19 protein-coding genes are annotated in these 18,765 nt (G+C 64.7%); 12 read left to right on the plus strand and 7 right to left on the minus strand.

Annotated features, from left to right (window positions below; genetic code table 11):
* The first annotated feature begins 126 nt into the window (after positions 1-126).
* The 6 genes from yajC to ABIB99_RS08395 are packed head-to-tail and all read left to right on the plus strand — an operon-like array spanning position 127 to position 5,778.
* On the plus strand, positions 127-501 hold the full coding sequence (gene yajC, locus ABIB99_RS08370; RefSeq protein WP_063983127.1) for a preprotein translocase subunit YajC: 375 nt from the start codon (positions 127-129) through the stop codon (positions 499-501).
* A gap of 47 nt (positions 502-548) precedes the next feature.
* Positions 549-2,153, plus strand: coding sequence for a protein translocase subunit SecD (gene secD, locus ABIB99_RS08375; RefSeq protein ID WP_063983128.1), 1,605 nt, complete (start codon positions 549-551; stop codon positions 2,151-2,153).
* 11 nt (positions 2,154-2,164) lie between these two features.
* Positions 2,165-3,184: a protein translocase subunit SecF gene (gene secF / locus ABIB99_RS08380; protein ID WP_063983129.1), complete on the plus strand. Its 1,020-nt coding sequence runs from the start codon at positions 2,165-2,167 to the stop codon at positions 3,182-3,184.
* A gap of 60 nt (positions 3,185-3,244) precedes the next feature.
* Positions 3,245-3,628: an Mth938-like domain-containing protein gene (locus ABIB99_RS08385; RefSeq protein WP_028152342.1), complete on the plus strand. Its 384-nt coding sequence runs from the start codon at positions 3,245-3,247 to the stop codon at positions 3,626-3,628.
* Positions 3,625-4,488 carry a phytoene/squalene synthase family protein gene (locus ABIB99_RS08390; RefSeq protein WP_063983130.1) on the plus strand — a complete coding sequence of 288 codons (864 nt, stop codon included), beginning with the start codon at positions 3,625-3,627 and terminating at the stop codon, positions 4,486-4,488. Before ABIB99_RS08385 ends, ABIB99_RS08390 begins: the two co-directional genes overlap by 4 nt.
* Before the next feature lie 45 nt (positions 4,489-4,533).
* Positions 4,534-5,778 carry a threonine ammonia-lyase gene (locus ABIB99_RS08395; protein WP_063983131.1) on the plus strand — a complete coding sequence of 415 codons (1,245 nt, stop codon included), beginning with the start codon at positions 4,534-4,536 and terminating at the stop codon, positions 5,776-5,778.
* A gap of 13 nt (positions 5,779-5,791) precedes the next feature.
* Here the strand turns inward: ABIB99_RS08395 and ABIB99_RS08400 are convergent, their stop codons facing one another.
* Entirely contained in the window at positions 5,792-6,970 is a 1,179-nt protein-coding gene (locus ABIB99_RS08400; protein ID WP_063983132.1) for an aminotransferase class V-fold PLP-dependent enzyme, read from the minus strand.
* 201 nt (positions 6,971-7,171) lie between these two features.
* Here ABIB99_RS08400 and ABIB99_RS08405 point away from each other — a divergent pair, with 201 nt between their 5' ends.
* The 5 genes from ABIB99_RS08405 (at position 7,172) to ABIB99_RS08425 (ending at position 12,343) form a co-directional block, all read left to right on the plus strand.
* Positions 7,172-8,128: a LysR family transcriptional regulator gene (locus ABIB99_RS08405; RefSeq protein ID WP_354175441.1), complete on the plus strand. Its 957-nt coding sequence runs from the start codon at positions 7,172-7,174 to the stop codon at positions 8,126-8,128.
* Between the two features lie 113 nt (positions 8,129-8,241).
* Positions 8,242-9,435: a CaiB/BaiF CoA transferase family protein gene (locus ABIB99_RS08410; protein WP_063983134.1), complete on the plus strand. Its 1,194-nt coding sequence runs from the start codon at positions 8,242-8,244 to the stop codon at positions 9,433-9,435.
* Positions 9,432-10,373, plus strand: a complete 942-nt coding sequence (locus ABIB99_RS08415; protein ID WP_231142066.1) for a hydroxymethylglutaryl-CoA lyase — start codon at positions 9,432-9,434, stop codon at positions 10,371-10,373. The genes ABIB99_RS08410 and ABIB99_RS08415 overlap by 4 nt, the downstream gene beginning before the upstream one ends.
* 39 nt (positions 10,374-10,412) lie before the next feature.
* Complete coding sequence (locus ABIB99_RS08420) at positions 10,413-11,747, plus strand: MFS transporter (RefSeq protein ID WP_063983136.1); 1,335 nt, start codon at positions 10,413-10,415, stop codon at positions 11,745-11,747.
* A gap of 122 nt (positions 11,748-11,869) precedes the next feature.
* Positions 11,870-12,343: a VOC family protein gene (locus ABIB99_RS08425; protein WP_063983137.1), complete on the plus strand. Its 474-nt coding sequence runs from the start codon at positions 11,870-11,872 to the stop codon at positions 12,341-12,343.
* A gap of 12 nt (positions 12,344-12,355) precedes the next feature.
* On the opposite strand, the gene ABIB99_RS08430 is transcribed toward ABIB99_RS08425, so the two are convergent.
* From ABIB99_RS08430 to ABIB99_RS08445, 4 genes are all read right to left on the minus strand, one after another.
* A complete protein-coding gene (locus ABIB99_RS08430) occupies positions 12,356-12,919 on the minus strand; it encodes a CAP domain-containing protein (protein WP_063986353.1) in 564 nt (187 codons plus the stop codon).
* 91 nt (positions 12,920-13,010) lie between these two features.
* Positions 13,011-14,105: an AMP-binding enzyme gene (locus ABIB99_RS08435; RefSeq protein WP_354175444.1), complete on the minus strand. Its 1,095-nt coding sequence runs from the start codon at positions 14,103-14,105 to the stop codon at positions 13,011-13,013.
* Positions 14,106-14,113: 8 nt separating this feature from the next.
* The gene (trmFO, locus tag ABIB99_RS08440) at positions 14,114-15,541 is read right to left on the minus strand and encodes a methylenetetrahydrofolate--tRNA-(uracil(54)-C(5))-methyltransferase (FADH(2)-oxidizing) TrmFO (protein ID WP_063983139.1); all 1,428 of its coding nucleotides are present in this window, start codon (positions 15,539-15,541) and stop codon (positions 14,114-14,116) included.
* Between the two features lie 126 nt (positions 15,542-15,667).
* Positions 15,668-15,820: a DUF1127 domain-containing protein gene (locus tag ABIB99_RS08445; protein WP_007590701.1), complete on the minus strand. Its 153-nt coding sequence runs from the start codon at positions 15,818-15,820 to the stop codon at positions 15,668-15,670.
* Positions 15,821-16,460: 640 nt separating this feature from the next.
* On the opposite strand from ABIB99_RS08445, the gene ABIB99_RS08450 reads away from it, so the two are divergent.
* Positions 16,461-16,787, plus strand: coding sequence for a hypothetical protein (locus ABIB99_RS08450; protein ID WP_028152352.1), 327 nt, complete (start codon positions 16,461-16,463; stop codon positions 16,785-16,787).
* A 60-nt stretch (positions 16,788-16,847) separates the two neighbouring features.
* Here ABIB99_RS08450 and ABIB99_RS08455 read toward each other — a convergent pair whose 3' ends face one another.
* Together ABIB99_RS08455 and ABIB99_RS08460 are read right to left on the minus strand one after the other, a co-directional pair.
* Positions 16,848-17,672 (minus strand): lytic murein transglycosylase, encoded by an 825-nt coding sequence (locus ABIB99_RS08455; protein WP_063983140.1) that lies wholly within the window; start codon positions 17,670-17,672, stop codon positions 16,848-16,850.
* 136 nt (positions 17,673-17,808) lie between these two features.
* Positions 17,809-18,717 carry a DUF2189 domain-containing protein gene (locus ABIB99_RS08460; protein ID WP_063983141.1) on the minus strand — a complete coding sequence of 303 codons (909 nt, stop codon included), beginning with the start codon at positions 18,715-18,717 and terminating at the stop codon, positions 17,809-17,811.
* Between the last annotated feature and the right edge of the window lie 48 nt (positions 18,718-18,765).

Below are 18,765 nucleotides of genomic sequence, written 5' to 3' on the forward strand. Positions count from 1 at the left end.
GCCAAATCGACGGTCTGGCAGCGTTGCAATTGGGGCAATGGCCGCTATAGTCCGCGCGAATTTGACCGAACCGGTCGCCTTTGAGGGCCTGACCGGTTTTCCCCCGTTTCCACGAGGATCGTCCGAATGTTCATTACCCCTGCGTATGCCCAGGCCGCGGGCGCCGGCGACACCAACAGCATGTTGATGTCGCTGCTGCCGTTCGCCCTGATCTTCGTGATCATGTACTTCCTGATTCTGCGCCCGCAGCAGAAGAAGGTCCGCGACCATGCCGACCTCGTGAAGAACATCCGCCGGGGCGACACCGTCGTGACCACGGGCGGCCTCGTCGGCAAGGTCACCAAGGTCGTCGACGACGACCAGATCGAGTTCGAGATCGCCGACGGCGTGCGCGTGCGGCAGATGCGTTCGATGGTCTCCGGCGTGCGCGCGAAGGGCGAGCCGGCGAAGGAATCCAAGGATAGCAAGGAAGCCGCCAAGGACGACGCCGCGTCGAAGTGAGCGCTTCCGCGAGCATCCCAAGTCTCCCGATCTGACAGGTCCAGTCGATGTTGTATTTCACGCGGTGGAAGGCGCTGGGGATTATCCTGACGGCGCTGATCGTGTGCCTCTGCGCGGTCCCGAACTTCTTTCCCGAAGCGCAAGTCAAGACCTGGCCCGCCTGGGCGCAGCGGCGGCTCGTGCTCGGCCTCGATCTCCAGGGCGGCTCCTATCTGCTGCTCGAGGTCGATTCCGCCTATGTGAAGAAGGAACGGCTCGACCAGGTCCGCGACGACGTCCGCCGGACGCTGCGCGATGCCAAGATCGGATTCACCGGCGGCGTGACCGTGCGCAACGACGCGGCCGAGGTTCGCATCACCAAGGAATCCGACGTGCAGCCGGCGCTCGCCAAGCTGCGCGAGCTGTCCCAGCCGCTGGGCGGACTGATGGGGTCCAGCGGTCAGCGCGACCTTGAGGTGACCGACGCCGGCGGCGGCGTGATCCGCCTGACGATCCCGCAGGCTGCGATGCTCGACCGCATGCGCAAGACCATCGAGCAGTCGATCCAGATCGTCGAGCGCCGCGTCAACGAGCTCGGCACCGTCGAGCCCGTCATCCAGCGCCAGGGCAACGACCGCATCCTGGTGCAGGTCCCCGGTCTTCAGGATCCGACCCGCCTGAAGGAATTGCTGGGCAAGACTGCGAAGATGGAATTCCGCATGGTCGATGCGTCCGTGCCGCCGGATCAGGCGCAGCAGGGCAGGTTGCCGCCGGAATCCGAGCTGCTGATGAGCGCCTCGCCGCCGCCCACGCCCTATGTGGTCAAGAAGCAGGTGCTGGTCGCCGGTGGCGACCTGACCGACGCCCAGGCGAGCTTCGACCAGCGGACGGGTGAGCCGGTCGTCAGCTTCAAGTTCAACACCTCGGGCGCGCGCAAGTTCGCGCAGGCCACGCAGGAAAACGTCGGGTTGCCCTTCGCGATCGTGCTCGACAACAAGGTGATCTCGGCGCCCGTCATCCGCGAGCCCATCACCGGCGGCCAGGGCCAGATCTCCGGCAATTTCACGGTGCAATCGGCCAACGATCTCGCGATCCTGTTGCGCGCCGGCGCGTTGCCGGCGCCGCTCACTGTGGTCGAGGAGCGCACCGTCGGTCCGGGCCTCGGCCAGGACTCGATCGAGAAGGGCGAGCTTGCGGCCTATGTCGGCTCGATCCTGGTCATCATCTTCATGCTGCTGACCTACCGGCTGTTCGGCGTGTTCGCGAACATCGCGGTGGCCATCAACGTCGCCATGATCTTCGGCCTGTTGTCGCTGCTCAACGCCACGCTGACGCTGCCCGGCATCGCCGGCATCGTGCTCACCGTCGGAATCGCGGTCGACTCCAACGTGCTGATCTACGAGCGCATCCGTGAGGAGCTGCGGGGTGGCCGCAATGCGATTTCGGCGATCGACGCCGGATTCAAGCGGGCGCTTGCGACCATCCTCGATTCCAACATCACCACCTTCATTGCCGCCGCCGTGCTGTTCTACATCGGCACCGGTCCGGTGCGCGGCTTTGCCGTGACGCTCGGCATCGGCATCATCACCACGGTGTTCACCGCCTTCACGCTGACCCGGCTGATCGTAGCCTGGTGGGTGCGGTGGAAGCGGCCGCAGAGCGTGCCGATCTAGGAGCTAAGACCGTGACTCACTACGTTCTCGTCGGGCTTGGCATTCTCATTGCCGTTCTCACCGTGGTCGCAGCGCTCGGGCTGCTGCCGTCGCTGCGCATCGTCCCGGACGATACGCATTTCGACTTCACGCGCTTCCGCCGGATCAGCTTCCCGATCTCGGCGGCGCTGTCGATCGTCGCGATCACACTGTTCTTCACCCATGGCCTGAATTTCGGAATCGACTTCCGCGGCGGCACGCTGCTGGAAGTGCAGGCCAAGTCCGGCGCCGCCGACATCGCCGCGATGCGGACGACGCTCGATGCCTTGCATCTCGGCGAAGTCCAGCTGCAACAGTTCGGCGGCCCCGAGAACGTCCTGATCCGCGTCGCGGAGCAGCCGGGCGGCGACGCTGCCCAGCAGGAAGCCGTGCAGAAGGTGCGCGGTGCGCTCGGCGATTCCGTCGAATATCGCCGCGTCGAGGTGGTGGGGCCGCGCGTGTCCGGCGAGCTGCTGGCCTACGGCATGCTCGGCCTGATGCTCGCGATCGTCTCGATCCTGATCTACCTCTGGTTCCGCTTCGAATGGCAGTTCGCGCTCGGCGCCATGATCGCTAACGTGCACGACATCGTGCTGACGATCGGCTTCATGTCGATCAGCCAGGTCGATTTCGACCTGACCAGCATCGCGGCCCTTCTGACCATTCTGGGCTATTCGCTCAACGACACCGTCGTCATCTACGACCGTATCCGCGAAATGCTGCGCCGCTACAAGAAGATGCCGATGCCGCAGCTGCTCAACGAGTCGATCAATTCGACCCTGTCGCGTTCGATCATCACCCACTTCACCGTGACGTTGGCGCTGCTGGCTCTGCTGCTGTTCGGCGGCCATGCCATCCACAGCTTCACCGCGGTGATGATGTTCGGCGTGGTGCTGGTCGGCACCTATACCTCGATCTTCATCGCGGCCCCGATCCTGATCTATCTCGGCGTCGGCGAGCATCGCGAAGATGCGCCCGATACGGCTACGCCGGCGAAGAAAAACAAGGCATGATCCGAACCGCATGCCCTCGCAGGCGTTTGCGAGGGCAGTAAGCTCATTCGGACGAAGCACATGGCCGGCGATCCCAACGCACCGCATTTTCCCCGCTCGGCGCCGATCGAAGCCTATGGCAAGGGCGGCTTCGCCTTTGCCGGCATGTCGCATCGGGGATCGCTGCTCTGCCTGCCCGACGCGATCTGGGCCTGGGACGTGACGGACCCGACGAAGATCGACCGCTATTCGCTGGATCGCGTCTTCACGGCGGCCAACAGCATCGACACGCTTCTGATCGGCACCGGAACCGGCGTCTGGTTGCCGCCGCCGGACCTGCGGCAGGCGCTGAAGGCGGTGAGGGTGGTGCTGGATACGATGCAGACCGGTCCCGCCGTGCGCACCTACAACATCATGATCGGCGAGCGGCGCCGCGTCGCGGCCGCGCTGATCGCCGTGCCATGAGCAGCGCTGCGCCTCCGGCCGATTCCGTCGCCTTCTGCGCCGGCCTCGTGCGCAGCCATGACTTTCCGCGCTATGCCGCAACGCTGTTTGCGCCGGCCGCCGAGCGCCAGGCGCTGCTGGCGCTCTATGCCTTCAATGTCGAGATCGTCCGCGTCCGCGACCAGGTGAGCCAGCCCTTGCCCGGCGAAATCCGCCTGCAATGGTGGACCGACATGCTGTCGGGCCACGTCCACGGCAGCGCCGAGGGCAACCCGGTGGCGGCGGAGCTATTGCGTGCGATCAGCGATTTCGACCTGCCGGTCGAGCCGTTGTCGCTGCTCGCCGACGAGCATCAGTTCGATCTCTACAACGATCCGATGCCGACCATGGCGGCTCTGGAGGGCTATCTGGACGCGACCTGTTCGGCATTGTTTGGCCTCGCGGCGCGGGTCATGGCGCCACCTTCGGAGGCGGCCGAGCATGTCGCAAGGCATGCCGGGCTCGCCCAGGGCATCGTGCAGGTGATTGCGAATCTGCCGCGCGACTCGGCGCACCGGCAACTGTTCCTGCCGCAGCAGCTGCTGGCGGCCCATTGCTGCGAGATGGAGGACGTGTTCGCCGGCAAGGAGACGCCGAATCTGCATGCGGTGCTGGGCCAGCTCGTGGGCGAAGCTGAGCAGCATTTGACGACGGCCTTGTCGTTGTTGCCGGAGGTGCCGGCGCCGGCACGGCCAGCGTTTCTGCTGCTGAGCCAGGTGCGGGGTGACCTCAAGCGCCTGTCGCAACCCGGGCGCAATCCGTTTGCGCCGCAGCCCCCGTCGCGGCTGCGCACGCTATGGACGCTGTGGCGGGCTTCACGTTCCCGGGAATTTACCAAATAGCGGCCGGCTTATCGCCTCAAATGGCCAAATGCTCTATGCTGTCCTATGGCTGAGTTGTCCCAAAATACATCCCCCGATCTCAGTGGCTTGCCGGTCGCTCTGGGCGACATTCATGCCGCCGCCGACACCATCCGCGGCGCCGTCGTCGAGACGCCGTGCAGCTACAGCCGCACGCTGAGCAACATCTGCGGCTGCGACATCTGGCTGAAATTCGAAAACCTCCAGTTCACCTCCTCGTTCAAGGAGCGAGGGGCGCTCAACCGGCTCACCGCACTGACGCCGGAGGAGCGTGCGCGCGGCGTCATCGCGATGTCGGCGGGCAACCACGCGCAGGGCGTCGCCTATCACGCCAAGCGGCTCGGCATTCCCGCCACCATCGTCATGCCGGTCGGCACGCCCATGGTGAAGGTCGAGAACACCAAGCACCACGGCGCCGAGGTGGTGGTGACGGGCGCGACGCTGGAGGAGGCGGCCGTCTATGCGCGCAGCCATGGCGAGGCCCGCGGCATGATCTTCGTCCACCCCTACGACGACCCGCTCGTCATCGCGGGGCAGGGCACTGTCGGGCTCGAGATGCTGAAGGCGGTGCCGGAGCTCGATACGCTGGTGGTCCCGATCGGCGGCGGTGGCCTGATCAGCGGCATCGGCATTGCCGCGAAATCGATCAAGCCGACGGTGCGGATTCTTGGAGTCGAGGCCTGGCTCTACCCCTCGATGTACAACGCCATCCATGACGGCAATCTGCCCGCGCGCGGCGACACGCTCGCCGAAGGCATCGCGGTGAAATCGCCGGGCAAGATCACGACCGAGATCGTCCGCCGCCTCGTCGACGACATCGCGCTGGTGAACGAAGCCGAGCTCGAGCGCGCGGTCGCGACCCTGATCTCGATCGAGAAGACGGTCGTCGAGGGCGCCGGCGCCGCCGGGCTTGCCGCGCTGATGTCCGATACGTCCCGCTTTGCCGGCCAGAAGGTCGGCCTCGTCCTGAGCGGCGGCAACATCGACACGCGGCTGATCGCCTCCGTTCTGACGCGTGAGCTAGCGCGCGAGGGTCGGCTGACGCAGTTGTCGCTCGATATCCCCGATCGGCCGGGGCAATTGGCTGCCGTCGCCTCACTGCTGGCCGAGGCCGGCGCCAACATCATCGAGGTCTCGCATCAGCGGACCTTCTCGGATCTGCCGGCCAAAGCGACGCTGCTTCAGCTCGTCATCGAGACCCGCGACAGCGCGCATCTCGACGAGGTCATGGCCAAGCTCGGTGCATCCGGCTTGAGCGCGCGCTGCACCTGAGTGGCGCGCGCCGCTATCGCGGCGCCAAACCCACGAGGTGGCCGATCAGCCGGTCGATCTCGGCTTCCGTGTTGTAGTAATGCGGGGAGGCCCGCACGACCGGTGGCAGCGAGCGGATTTCGGCATCGATGCGAGTACTCGCCGGATCTGAAGCGCCGATGGTGATGCCCGCCGCAGCGGCGCTGCTGACGATGGCGTCCGCCTCATACCCATCCAGCGTGAAGCTGACGATGGCGCCCGGTGTGCGTCCGAGGTCGCGAATGGTCACGCCGCGAACGGAGGCGAGGCCGCCGCGAAGACGGTCCGCAAGCAGACGGCAGCGCTGTTCGATCGGGCCGAGACCGATCGCGAGGGCATAATCGATGGCCGTGCCGAGACCGAGACGTGCCGCGTAATTGTTCTCCCATGTCTCGAAACGGCGGGCATCGTCACGGAGCCGATATTCACCTCGCGAGACCCAGGGCGCGGCGAAGTGATCGATCATCGGCGGCTCGAGCCGTTGCAGCATCTCGCGACGGACGTAGAGAAAGCCCGTGCCGCGCGGGCCGCGGAGGAATTTGCGCCCCGTCGCCGACAACATGTCACAGCCGATGGCGTCGACGTCGACCGTCATCTGGCCGACCGCCTGGCAGGCGTCGAGCAGATAGGGAATCCCGTGCGCCCGCGCGATCTTGCCGATCGCCGCCGCGGGATTGACCAATCCGCCATTGGTCGGAACCCAGGTGATGGCGATCAGCTTCACGCGTTCGTCGATCATGCGCTCGAGCGCATGGACGTCGAGTTCGCCGCTGGCATCGCTCGTCACGACATCGATGATCGCGCCCGTGCGCCTTGCGACCTGAAGAAACGCGACGTAGTTGGCAGCGTATTCCGCTTCGGCAGTCAGGATCCGATCGCCCTGGCGAAACGGAATCGCGTAGAACGCCATCTGCCAGGCAATTGTCGCGTTCTCCATGAGGGCGATCTCGTCGGGGGCGGCATTCAGCAGGCGCGCTACGGAGCCGTAGACCGCATCGAGCCGATCGGACTCGCGGTCGGCAGCGGCATAACCTCCGATCTCGCCCTCCAGATCGATGTGGTCCTTCATTGCCGCGACGACGGCAGTTGGCATGAGGGCCGCGCCGGCATTGTGGAGATAAGCGAGGCGGGAGGCGGCCGGGGTGTCGGAACGTATCCGGTCGATGTCGATCAATGCTGGTCTCCGCCTCTGCTGTCCCGATCCCATGAATTAGGCGCGTTGACGAGCGCGAGCAAGCTTATGTGCTGCTTGGAACAAAATGGCGGATTATTGCCTCGTCTTGGTATCGGATTCCAAATCGGCGGCCGTTCTCCCCGGATTTTGAGAAACCCGGTGACTTCGGACGTTATATCTTCCCGGATCGGGAAACAGACCATGCAAGAGAAGACGCAATCCCGCTCAATGACCGGGACGCCCAGGACCAACATCACCCGACGGATCGACCTAACGACCCTGCGGCTGTTCATCGCCATCTGTGAGGAGGGCAATTTGACGCGCGCCTCGCAGCGCGAGGCCATCGCGCCCTCTGCTGTCAGCAAACGCATGCACGACCTCGAGGAGGTACTCGAGGTCGCGCTGTTCGAGCGGCATCCGAACGGCATGGCGCTGACGCCGGCCGGTGAATCGCTGCTGCATCATGCGCGCGTGACGCTGCTCAACGTCGAGAAGATCGCCGTCGACATGGCCGAGCATGCGCGCGGCGTGCGCGGGCATGTGCGGATGCTGGCCAATCTCTCGTCGATCGTCGAATTCCTTCCCGACGATCTGCCCGGCTTCTTTCGCTCGCACGTGCTGGTGCGGCTCGATCTGCAGGAGCGTCCGAGCGCCGATGTCGTTCGCGGCGTCGAGGAGGGCGTGGCCGAAATCGGCATCTGCTCGGCAGACGTGTCGACGCGCGGGCTGGAGCGGTTCTCCTATCGGCGGGACCGCCTCGTCATCGTGGTGCGATCCGATCATCCGCTTGCGTCGGCAAGAGACGTTTCGTTCGCCGACACACTCGACTACGACCATGTCGGCCTGTTTGCGACCAGCTCGATCTATCTGCGCTCGCAATACACCGCGCAGCAGATTGGCAAGTCGATCCGGTTGCGGGTCCACGTCCCGGGTTTTGATGCGGTGTGCCGGATGGTGCAGGCCGGTATGGGGATCGGCCTCATTCCCGACCGTGCGTTCGAGGTCCTCAGTCACGGCATGAATCTGACGGCCGTCGAGTTAAGCGACGACTGGGCCGATCGCGAACTGGTGCTGGTGGCCAGGGATCCCGCGGGATTGTCGGCCACGAGCCAGTTGATGCTCGATCATCTGCGATTGCCCGGAACCAAACCTCACTGATGGCGGCCTTCGTGTCGTTCGTCATCCGCGAACGCGTGTTCATCAAAGGATATTGGACTTAGGGCCCTGCGCTCGGCGACACCACGATCAAAGACGATCGAGGAGCGCCAGACGTGGACGGACCATTATCCGGAATACGAGTCGTCGAGCTCGGAACTTTGATCGCGGCACCATTTGCCGCGCGGCTCTTTGCCGAGTTCGGCGCCGAAGTCATCAAGATCGAACAGCCGGGCAGCGGGGATCCGTTGCGCAGATGGCGTAAGCTGCATCAGGGCACCTCGCTCTGGTGGTACCTGCAATCCCGCAACAAGAAGTCGATCGCGATCGATCTGAAATCGCCTGACGGGCGGGACGTGGCGCTTCGGCTGGCCGCGCAAGCCGACGTCGTGATCGAGAATTTCAAGCCAGGGAGCCTCGAGAAACTCGGCCTCGGCTGGGATGTGCTCTCAAAGCTCAATCCGGACCTGACACTGGTCCGCATCTCCGGCTACGGGCAGACCGGCCCTTACCGCGATCGCTCCGGGTTCGGCGCGATCGGCGAAGCTATGGGTGGGCTGCGCTTCACCACCGGCGATCCCGACAGCCCGCCGGCCCGGGTCGGCATCAGTATCGGCGACAGCCTTGCGTCGCTTCATGGCGTGATCGGCGCGCTGATGTCGCTGCTCCGAGTCAAGACGGGGCAGGGGCGAGGGCAGGTGGTCGACGTCTCGCTCTACGAGAGCGTGTTCAACCTGATGGAGAGTCTCGTCCCCGAATATGACCTCATGGGTCATGTCAGGACCCGCACCGGCGGCGCCCTGCCGGGCATCAGTCCATCCAATACATATCCCAGCTCCGACGGGCGCCATGTCGTGATCGCCGGCAACAGCGACGCGATCTTCAAGCGGCTGATGCAGGTGGTCGGCCGACCGGACCTTGCCGACGATCCGGCCCTTTCCAGCAATGACGGGCGCGTCCGCGGCAACGCCTTGCTCGATTCTGCCATCACGGCATGGACCTCGGAGCGAACGATGGACGAGATCCTCGCGCGTCTTGATGCGGCGGATGTTCCTGCAGGCCGGATCTATTCTGTCGCGGACATCGTCGAGGACCCCCATTACGCCGCCCGTGACATGATCCTGCCGACCGAGCTGCCGGGCGACGTCACCGTAAAGATGCCGGGCATCGCGCCAAAGCTCTCCGACACCCCGGGCGCAGTCAAATGGGCTGGCCCGACGCTGGGACAGCATACCGACGAGGTGCTCGCGGGCCTCGGCTTGCAGGCAGGCGATATCGCGCAGCTGCGCCGGAGCGGAGCGGTGCAATGACGGCAACGGCACCGGACATCCTGATCCAGGAGGTCGCTCCGCGCGACGGCCTTCAGATCGAAGCGAAATGGGTCGAAACCAGCGAAAAAATCCGGCTGATCAATTCGCTCTCTGCGATCGGCTTCAGCCGCATTGAGGTCTCGTCGTTCGTGTCAGCGGCGGCCGTGCCGTCGCTGCGCGACGCCGCGGACGTCTTCGCCGGCATCGAGCGGCGGCCCGGCACGATCTATACGGCACTGATCCCGAACCGGAAGGGCGCCGAGCTGGCGCTGGCCGCACGCGCCGACGAGCTCAATTTCGTGATGTCGGCGAGTGAAACGCACAACCGCGCCAACATGAACATGACGCATGCGGTGTCGCTGGCGTCGCTCAGCGAGATCGTGAAGCCGGCCCATGCAGGCGGCGCGTTGGTCAACGCGACGGTTGCGACCGCGTTCGGCTGTCCGTTCGAAGGCCTGCAGCCTTTCGAGAAGGTGCTCGATATCGTCAAGCGCTATCTCGATCTCGGGGTCGATGGCGTCACGCTCGCCGATACCACGGGCATGGCCAATCCTAATCAGGTCTCGCAGCTGGTTGCCGAGGTCTTGATGCTGGTCCCTGCGGACATGCTCACGCTTCACTTCCACAACACGCGCGGTCTTGGGCTGGTTAACGTCCTCGCGGCCTATGACACCGGCGCGCGCCGCTTTGACGCCGCACTGGGCGGCCTCGGCGGATGTCCATTTGCGCCGGGTGCCACCGGCAATGTCTGTACCGAAGACCTCGTCAATCTCTGCCACGAGACGGGCTTGCGGACCGGTCTCGACCTGCAGCGCTTGATCGATCTCTCGTTCCGGTTGCCTGGACTGGTCGGACATGAGGTGCCGGGACAGGTCGCCAAGGCCGGCCGTCCCCTCGATCTGCATCCCATACCCGAGCGGCTGCGACGCTCGGGCTGATCGACCGCTATCAAAATTCAAAACACTTTGGAGGAAACCATGACGATTGCCACGGCGGCGACTGCTGACCTCGATACTGGACTCACAGAGCATCAGGTCATCAAGAAGATTGCGTGGCGGCTGATGCCGCTGATCATCGTCTGCTACTTCTTTGCGTTCTTCGACCGCGTCAACATCAGCTTCGCCAAGGCCGCGCTGCAGGCCGATCTCGGTCTCAGCAACACCGCCTACGGATTTGGCGCCAGCCTGTTCGTCGTTGGTTACGTCTTGCTGGAAGTGCCGAGCAACATGCTGCTCTATCGCTTCGGCGCGCGGCGCTGGATCGCCCGCATCATGATTTCCTGGGGGCTGGCGACGGCGGCGATGGTCTTCGTTCATGGCGAGTGGCAGTTCTATGCGCTGCGCTTCGTGATCGGCGCCATGGAGGCGGGATTTGCGCCCGGCATTCTCTATTACCTGACACTCTGGTTTCCAAAATCGCATCGCGGCCGCATGACGTCCGTGTTCTTTCTCGCCACTGCATTCTCGGGGATCATCGGCGCGCCGATCTCGGGTCTCATCCTCAACTACCTGAACGGGCTGCACGGTCTGGCCGGTTGGCAATGGCTGTTTCTGGCCGGCGGCATTCCCTGCGTTGCGCTGGGCTTCGTTGTGCTGCTGCGCTTCGACGACGGGATCGAGCAGGCCGAATGGTTGAGCGACGACGAGCGCCGGTTGATCTCGGTTCAGCTAGACCGCCAGAAGAGCGAGATCGGCGAGCATTCGGCATGGCGCTCGCTGCTCATGCCCGGCGTGCTGCTGCTCGGATTCATCTACTTCCTGATCCAGATCGCCTCCTACGGCCTCAATTTCTGGGCGCCTGACCTGATCAAAGCGGCCGGCGGAGGCAGTGCAGCCGCGATCGGTTTCCTGACCGCCGTACCCTATATCTGCGGCGCCATCTGCATGATCGTCGTAGGCCGATTGTCGGATGCATCGGGCGAGCGCCCGAAATTCGTCGCGGGTCTGGCGCTGACGGCGGCGGTGGGCTTCTTCGCCTCGGGCGTATTCGACAGGAACGTCGTCACGCTGGTTGGCGCGCTCGCCATTCTTGGTGCCGGCGTAGTTGCGGCCATTCCGACATTCTGGACGCTGCCTCCGAAAATTCTCACCGGTGCGGGGGCAGCGAGCGGGATCGCGCTCATCAACACGCTGGGGCAGGTCGGCGGCATCGTCAGCCCGGTCATGGTTGGCTCGGTCAAGGATGCGACCGGCAGCACGACACCCGCGCTCTATGTCATTGGCGGCTTGTGCGTGCTCTGTGCGTTGCTGCTGCTGACGGTGCTTCCGCGAGACCTGAAAGCCAGGGACGTGGCGGAACCCCGGGTCGCATAGGCCGCGGCATTGGCGCGCCTTGGTGAGGCGCATTCAAGAGGGTATCTAGGCGAAAGACATCACACCACCGTCCATTCTCAATGGAGGGCGGTGTGATGGCCTGGAACCGAAGGGGACGCGCAATGGCGAAAAACACGATTTGCCTCTGGTACGACAAGGACGCCGAGGCGGCCGCCCGCTTCTATGCCGAGACATTTCCCGACAGCGCCGTAAGCGCCGTCCATCACGCGCCCAGCGATTACCCCTCCGGCAGGGCGGGCGACGTGCTCACCGTCGAGTTCACCGTGGCCGGCGTCGCCTGTCTCGGCCTCAACGGCGGTCCGATCTTCAAGCACAACGAGGCTTTCTCGTTCCAGATCGCGACCGACGATCAGGAGGAGACCGACCGCTATTGGAACGCCATCATCGGCAATGGCGGGCAGGAGAGCGCCTGCGGCTGGTGCAAGGACAGATGGGGCCTCTCCTGGCAGATCACGCCGCGGGTGTTGACCGAGGCACTGGCGGCCGGCGGTGCCGAGGCAAAGCGCGCCTTCGATGCGATGATGGGGATGACGAAGATCGATGTCGCCGCGATCGAGGCCGCGCGCCGCGGCTGAAATTATCTCGCCTCAGATACAGAGGCCGAGCAGCTTGACGTGGCAGCCGCTGGATTTGGGCTTGCTGGCGGGCGCGGCCTCGCGCTTCACGGCAACCACCGGCTCCTCGTCCTTCTTGCCTTTACCTTTGCCCTTGCCCTTCGGCTCGTAGTCGCCCGCGATCACCATGGCCCAATAGGTTCGCTTGCCGCTGGCATTCTTGGCGCTGGCGATGCCGACGCGCGAGGCGTTGTGCAGCAGCAGGTTCTTGCGATGCCCGGACGAGTCGATCCACTGTCCCAGCGTTTTCTCGAAATTGTCGTAGCCATAGGCGATGTTCTCGGCGGCGCGGCCCGCGCCGGCCGGTGCGACGCGCCGGTTGAACGGGCCGAGCGCGTCGTGGCTGAGGTCGTCCTTCGCCGCCATCGCGCGGGCCTGGTCCATGGCGATGCGGTCGAGGGTTGAATCGCGGACGACGCGGACCTCGCCGTTCTTGAGGCGAAAGCCGGAGATCAGCTCGGCCGGGGATTCGGCCATCGCGGGTGCAGCTGCAAGCAGCAGAAGGCCAGCGATCACGCCGCCAACCACACGATGCATCATCGTCCCCCGAATGCCCATGACCCGCCGCCCGAATGATCCGATCGGTTCTCTATCGCCAATGTGGACGCTTCAAGGCGCGCGCAGCCCGTCAGCTCGCCGGCAGGTCCGCCTCGAAATTGAAGCGGTCGCGCAGGTTCTTCCGTTGTTCCAGGATGTCCTTGAGGAAGGCGCGGTCCTGGTCGTTCTTCATCATCGGCTCGATCAGGTCGAGCTGGTTCATGGCGACCAGTTGCAGGATCTCGGTCCGCGGCTTGCCGCTGGTATCGCGGGGCAGCGCGTGTACGACCTGGATGTGCTCCGGCGGCTTGGGACCCTTGGCGGCCGAAAGCTCGCTGCGAAGCTCGCCTTCAAGCGTGGCCTGATCGGCTTCGACGAAGGCATAGAGCCCGACGCCGGAGCGGCGGTCGGCGAAGGCGACGATGGCGGTGTCGCGCACGGCCGGGTTCTTGCGGATCAGCTCGGCCAGCACCGGCGCGTCGTTGACCAGCCGGCGGCCGCCGCCCTCGCGGTCGGTGAAGTTGAACAGGCCGCGCGTGATCGCGCGGTAGACCTTCTTGCCGGTCGCGAGCCACAGGCTGGCGGCGAATGACTTCTTCGCCAGGATTTTTCGCTCGCGCGGCGTCAGCGCCTCGGGTGCGTAGGAACGCTTGTGCTTGAGCAGATGCCGCAGGTCCTCGTAGGCGAGGATGCGGTAGAGCCGGCCACGTCGGTTGAAGCAGGCGGCGAGCTGGAAGTCGGTCACGTAGGCGCGGCCGTCGCGGCCGACCAGCCAGTTCTGCTCCTTGGCGAGATCGTTGTGGCAGATGCCGGCGCGGCGCAGCCGGCGTAGCGCCGCCTTGGCCGAGCGGAAATAGGCGAGGTCGCCATGTGGCTTGGCGAGATGGAGCGCGACGCCGTCGACAAAGCCGCGCACGAGCACCCGGCGGCCGGCCCACAGCAAATCGGGGCCGACATTGAGGCCTTTGGCCAGCGCCAGCGCGTGCTTCTCACGCGCGAACAGGTGGCGCGCCAAGGGGAATGACCACCACGGCACTTCGTCGAGCCGGCGCAGCACGGCGTCGACCTCGCCGCTGTCACCGCGGAAGCGGCCGCGCTCGACGGTCGAGAACACGTCGCGCTTGAGCAGCACGCCCTCGGTCCAGCGCGCCGACAGTGTCGCGGCGTCGTCTTTGGGAAGACTCATCGAAAAACTCACGCGGCTGCGGCGATGCGCAGGTGATCGGCGATCCAGCGATCGAGATCGGCGAGCGCCAGCGCGCTCATCGCCTGCTTCTTGGCCACCGTTTTCTCGTTGCCGCGCAGGCGGGTGCCGTCGGGCTTCTTCGTCGGGGCACTCGCAAGCGGCGGGAACAGGCCGAAATTGATGTTCATCGGCTGGAACGAGCGCGTACCGGGCTCGATGGTTTCGATATGGCCACCGGTGATGTGACCGAGCAGCGATCCCAGTGCCGTCGTAGCAGGCGGGCTCGCCAGTGTTTCGCCGCGCGCATCCGCTGCCGCATAGAGACCGGCGATCAGGCCGACGCTGGCGGATTCCACATAGCCCTCGCAGCCGGTCATCTGACCGGCAAAGCGCAGCCGCGGCTGCGCGCGCAGGCGCAGCTGGCCGTCGAGCAGCTTTGGCGAATTGAGGAAGGTGTTGCGATGCAGGCCGCCGAGGCGGGCGAATTCGGCCTTCTCCAGCCCCGGAATGCTGCGGAAGATGCGTTGCTGCTCGCCGTATTTCAGCTTCGTCTGGAATCCGACGATGTTGTAGAGCGTGCCGAGCTTGTTGTCCTGGCGCAGCTGCACGATCGCGTAGGCCTTCGTGGTGGGATCGTGCGGATTAGTGAGGCCGACCGGCTTCATCGGGCCGTGGCGCAACGTCTCGGGGCCGCGCTCTGCCATCACCTCGATCGGCAGGCAGCCGTCGAAATAAGGCGTGTTGGTCTCCCATTCCTTGAACTCGGTCTTCTCGCCCGCGATCAGCGCGGCCACGAAGCCGTCATACTGCTCCTTGGTCATGGGGCAGTTGATGTAGTCGGCGCCGGTCCCGCCGGGGCCGACCTTGTCATAGCGCGACTGGAACCAGGCCACTGACATGTCGATGGACTCGCGATGCACGATCGGCGCGATCGCGTCGAAGAAGGCGAGCGCGTTCTCGTCGGTGAGCTCGCGAATGGCGTCGGCGAGTGGCGCGGAGGTGAGGGGGCCGGTCGCAACGATGACGTTGCTCCAGTCGGCCGGCGGCAGGCCTGAAACCTCGCCGCGGGCGATCTCGATCAGGGGGTGGTCGTTGAGCGCCTTGGTGACGGCCGCCGAGAAGCCGTCGCGGTCGACCGCGAGCGCGCCGCCGGCGGGCACCTGGTTGGCGTCCGCCGCGCGCATGATCAGCGAGCCGAGCCGGCGCATTTCGGCGTGCAGCAGGCCGACAGCGTTGTTGGCGGCGTCGTCCGAGCGGAACGAATTGGAGCAGACGAGCTCGGCGAGCCCATCGGTGCGGTGCGCTTCGGTCATGCGGTCCGGCCGCATCTCGTGCAGCACCACGGGCACGCCGGATTTGGCGACCTGCCAGGCGGCTTCGGAACCGGCAAGGCCGGCGCCGATCACGTGCACAATGTTGGATTGGGGTCCTGTCATGGGGCGGACAGGTAGCGCTTTTCGGCGGTCAGTGGAATCGCCGAGATGGAGTTTTCTGCCATCAGAAACGACAACGCCCGCACGAGGCGGGCGCTATCGGTTCGTCCGGTGAAGGGCTGAACGAAATCAGCCCTGATACTGACCGGCGGCAACGCGCGGGATGTCCGAGCGATCGAGGCCGATGTCGGCCAGTTCGCGATCGCTGAGCTGGGACAGCTCGGCAACATTGCGCTGATAGTCCCGGAAAGCCTGGATCATGCGGATGAGCGAGAGCAGCATTGGTAGTCTCCTGTAGTTCGATTCAGCCCTTGCCCGGGCCTCATCGTTGAAATGAATATAGGTGAGAGTGGTGCAGTGCGAAAGTTCCGATGTTGCGATGCAGCTAAGCGCGAGGTGCATAGCGGTGGTAACGGACGATTAACCCGGGAGCACTCTCGCCCAAAGGGTAGGCGAAATAGGGAATGCTTTGCCATAAATCACCGTGAATTCACGGGTTTACTGCAACCACTCTCGTTACCGGTGAAATGGAAATAGGTAGGGTTCCAACTGTTCTCAAGGCGATCAGTCAGCGTCTGCGCCCAAGTCTCGCATGCGAGAATCGCATGATAGTGGAACTATAGAGATGAATATATATTCATTTATATGAAAGATACCATACGACCGGGTCCACACGATCCGACTCGCTCTGGGCTGGCGGATCACCAGACAAGCGGGCAAGGAGCCTGCCGAAACTCATCCTGACTCGTTTCAGACCGCGACCGCCTCCGTGGTGCGGTGCACACACGCCGAACGTGTGGCGTTCATTACAAAGGTGTAATGAAAATCAGAAATTTCGCATGGTGCCTCTGCGCCGCGCGCAACATCACGCAATTCTCGCGAGGAATTTATTGCGGCAAGTTGCCGCGCCCGGAGGAAAGTCATGTCGCAGATTCTGGCAATGTCGCTGGTTCTGTCCCAAGAACAAGAGAAGGAAAGTAACATCATGACGAAGTTACTCGGGGTTATCGCAATTGCCGCCGTCGCGTTCGCCGTCGCGCCGGCCCAGGCTGCCAAGCACGCCATGGGCGGCTGCAGCTCGGCCAATCTGGAGAAGACGGAGACCGCGATCGAGAACATGGCTGACGGCGACAGCAAGTTCGTGGCGCAGAAGGAGATCGCGGCTGCGCAGGACGCGCTGCTCAACGGCAAAATGGGTGTGTGCGGCGCGCACCTGAACAAGGCGATGAACGCCACCATGGGGAAGTAAGCGCACCAAGAGAGGGCCGATCGCCGGGCGATCGGCCCTACGCGTCCTGTCGGGCGCTATTTAAGGGGCGCGTGCGAGCTGGGTCGCGAAATAGGCGACGGTCTTGGAGTAGACTTCGCTCTTATTCCATTGCTGCAATACAGCAAAATTCGGACTGCCCGGCTGCCAGTCCTTGCCGCGCTGCCAGCCGTAGCCCGCGAGATAATTGGCGGTGGAGGCGAGCACGTCGGGCGCGTTGTGCAAGAGGTCGCGCTTGCCATTGCCGTCGAAATCGACGGCGTATTTCATCCAGGACGACGGCATGAACTGGGTCTGACCGAGCTCGCCGGCCCATGCGCCCTTCATGTCGGCGGGGGCGAGGTCGCCGCGCTGGACGATGCGCAGCGCATCCAGCAGCTCGGCACGAAACTGGTCGGAGCGACGGCAATCATAGGCCAGCGTTGCCAGCGAGCGGATGGTGGCGAACTTGCCGGTGTTGACGCCGAAATCGGTCTCGAGACCCCAGATCGCGACCAGCACCTCGCCGGGCACGCCATAAGTCTGTTCGATGCGGGACAGCACTGAGCCGTACTGCTTCATCATGTTGGAGCCGCGCTGCATGCGCGGCGGCACCATGCGGCCGGAGAACTCCTCGAAGGTCTGGGTGAAGACTTTTTGCGAGCGGTCCCGGTTGAGCACGCTCTGATCGAGCGTCACGCCGGCAAGCCCGGCGGCAACGGCCTGCTGCGAGACGCCCTTGGCCGCGGCGTCGGCTTTGAAGTCCGCGAGCCAGGCGTCGAAATTGCCCGAGCCGCAGGCAACAGCGGCGAGGGCTGGCTGGGCGGTTAGGATTGACGCGGAGAGGGCGAGGGCTGCGAGAGCGAGACGAGAAATCGTCGGGGTCATCAGATGAAATGGATTCCGTGAAGTGATCTGACCGGCGGGCGCAATTTCGATTGTAACCGCGGCCAAAGCAAGGCGTATGACAAGCACGTAATCCTGCCCGAGCCGAGCCCGGGCAGGATAGCATGTCACGATATCGTCAGGCGTCCGTCCGATTGCGCCAGGGGAAGAGGTTGGCGGGGAAGTCGGCGGCCGGCTTGCGCGGGCGATGCGGTGGGGGCGGCACCGGACGTGCACCGGGCTCCGAGACGATCACCTTGCGGTAGAGGTGCCAGGTGGCGTGGCCGAGCAGGGGGATCACCACGGCAAGGCCAAGGAACGCCGGAATCGTACCGAGCGCCAGCAGCACCGCCACGATCAGGCCCCAGGCCGCCATCGGCACCGGGTTCTTGGCGACGACGCGTAGCGACGTCACCATCGCCTCGAACGCGCCGGCATGGCGGTCGAGCATCAAGGGGAACGACACGGCGCTGATGCAGAGCGCGGCAAGCGCAAACAGGAAGCCGGTGCCGCAGCCGACCAGGATCAGCCACCAGCCTTGCTGGGTCGTCAGCACGCGCGTCATGAAATCAGAGATCCCGGTCGCGCCCTCATAGCCGAACGCCGCGACATAGATCGCCTGAGCGGTCGCAACCCAGGTCACGAACAGAGCGAGCAGCAGCGTGCCGAGACCGAGCATGGCGCCGAACGAAGGCGAGCGCAGCACCTCCATGGCATTCCAGGCGCTGGCCTCCTCATAACGTTCGCGCCGGCTGGAGAGCTCATAGAGACCGAGCGCGGCGAACGGGCCGATCAGCGCGAAGCCTGCGGCCAGTGGGAACAACAGCGGCAGCACCGAATAGCCCATCACCGCGCGGGCGAGCACGAGGCCCAGCACCGGATAGATCACGCAGAGGATGATGGCGTGGCTCGGCACCGCCTTGAAATCTTCCCAGCCGCGCCTGAGCGCGTCGTGCAGATCGGACAGTTGGATGGTTCGGATCACCGGTCCAGCCGCATCCGCGGGCTGGGCCACAGTGGGGACATTGCCCGGGTAGAGTGTGGCCATGGTCGCTAGCTCCCTTGCCATGCAGCCGAATTCGGCGCCGGCAACGGC

Source organism: Bradyrhizobium sp. LA6.1 (genome assembly GCF_040547805.1).
In the GTDB taxonomy this organism is placed as follows: domain Bacteria; phylum Pseudomonadota; class Alphaproteobacteria; order Rhizobiales; family Xanthobacteraceae; genus Bradyrhizobium; species Bradyrhizobium barranii.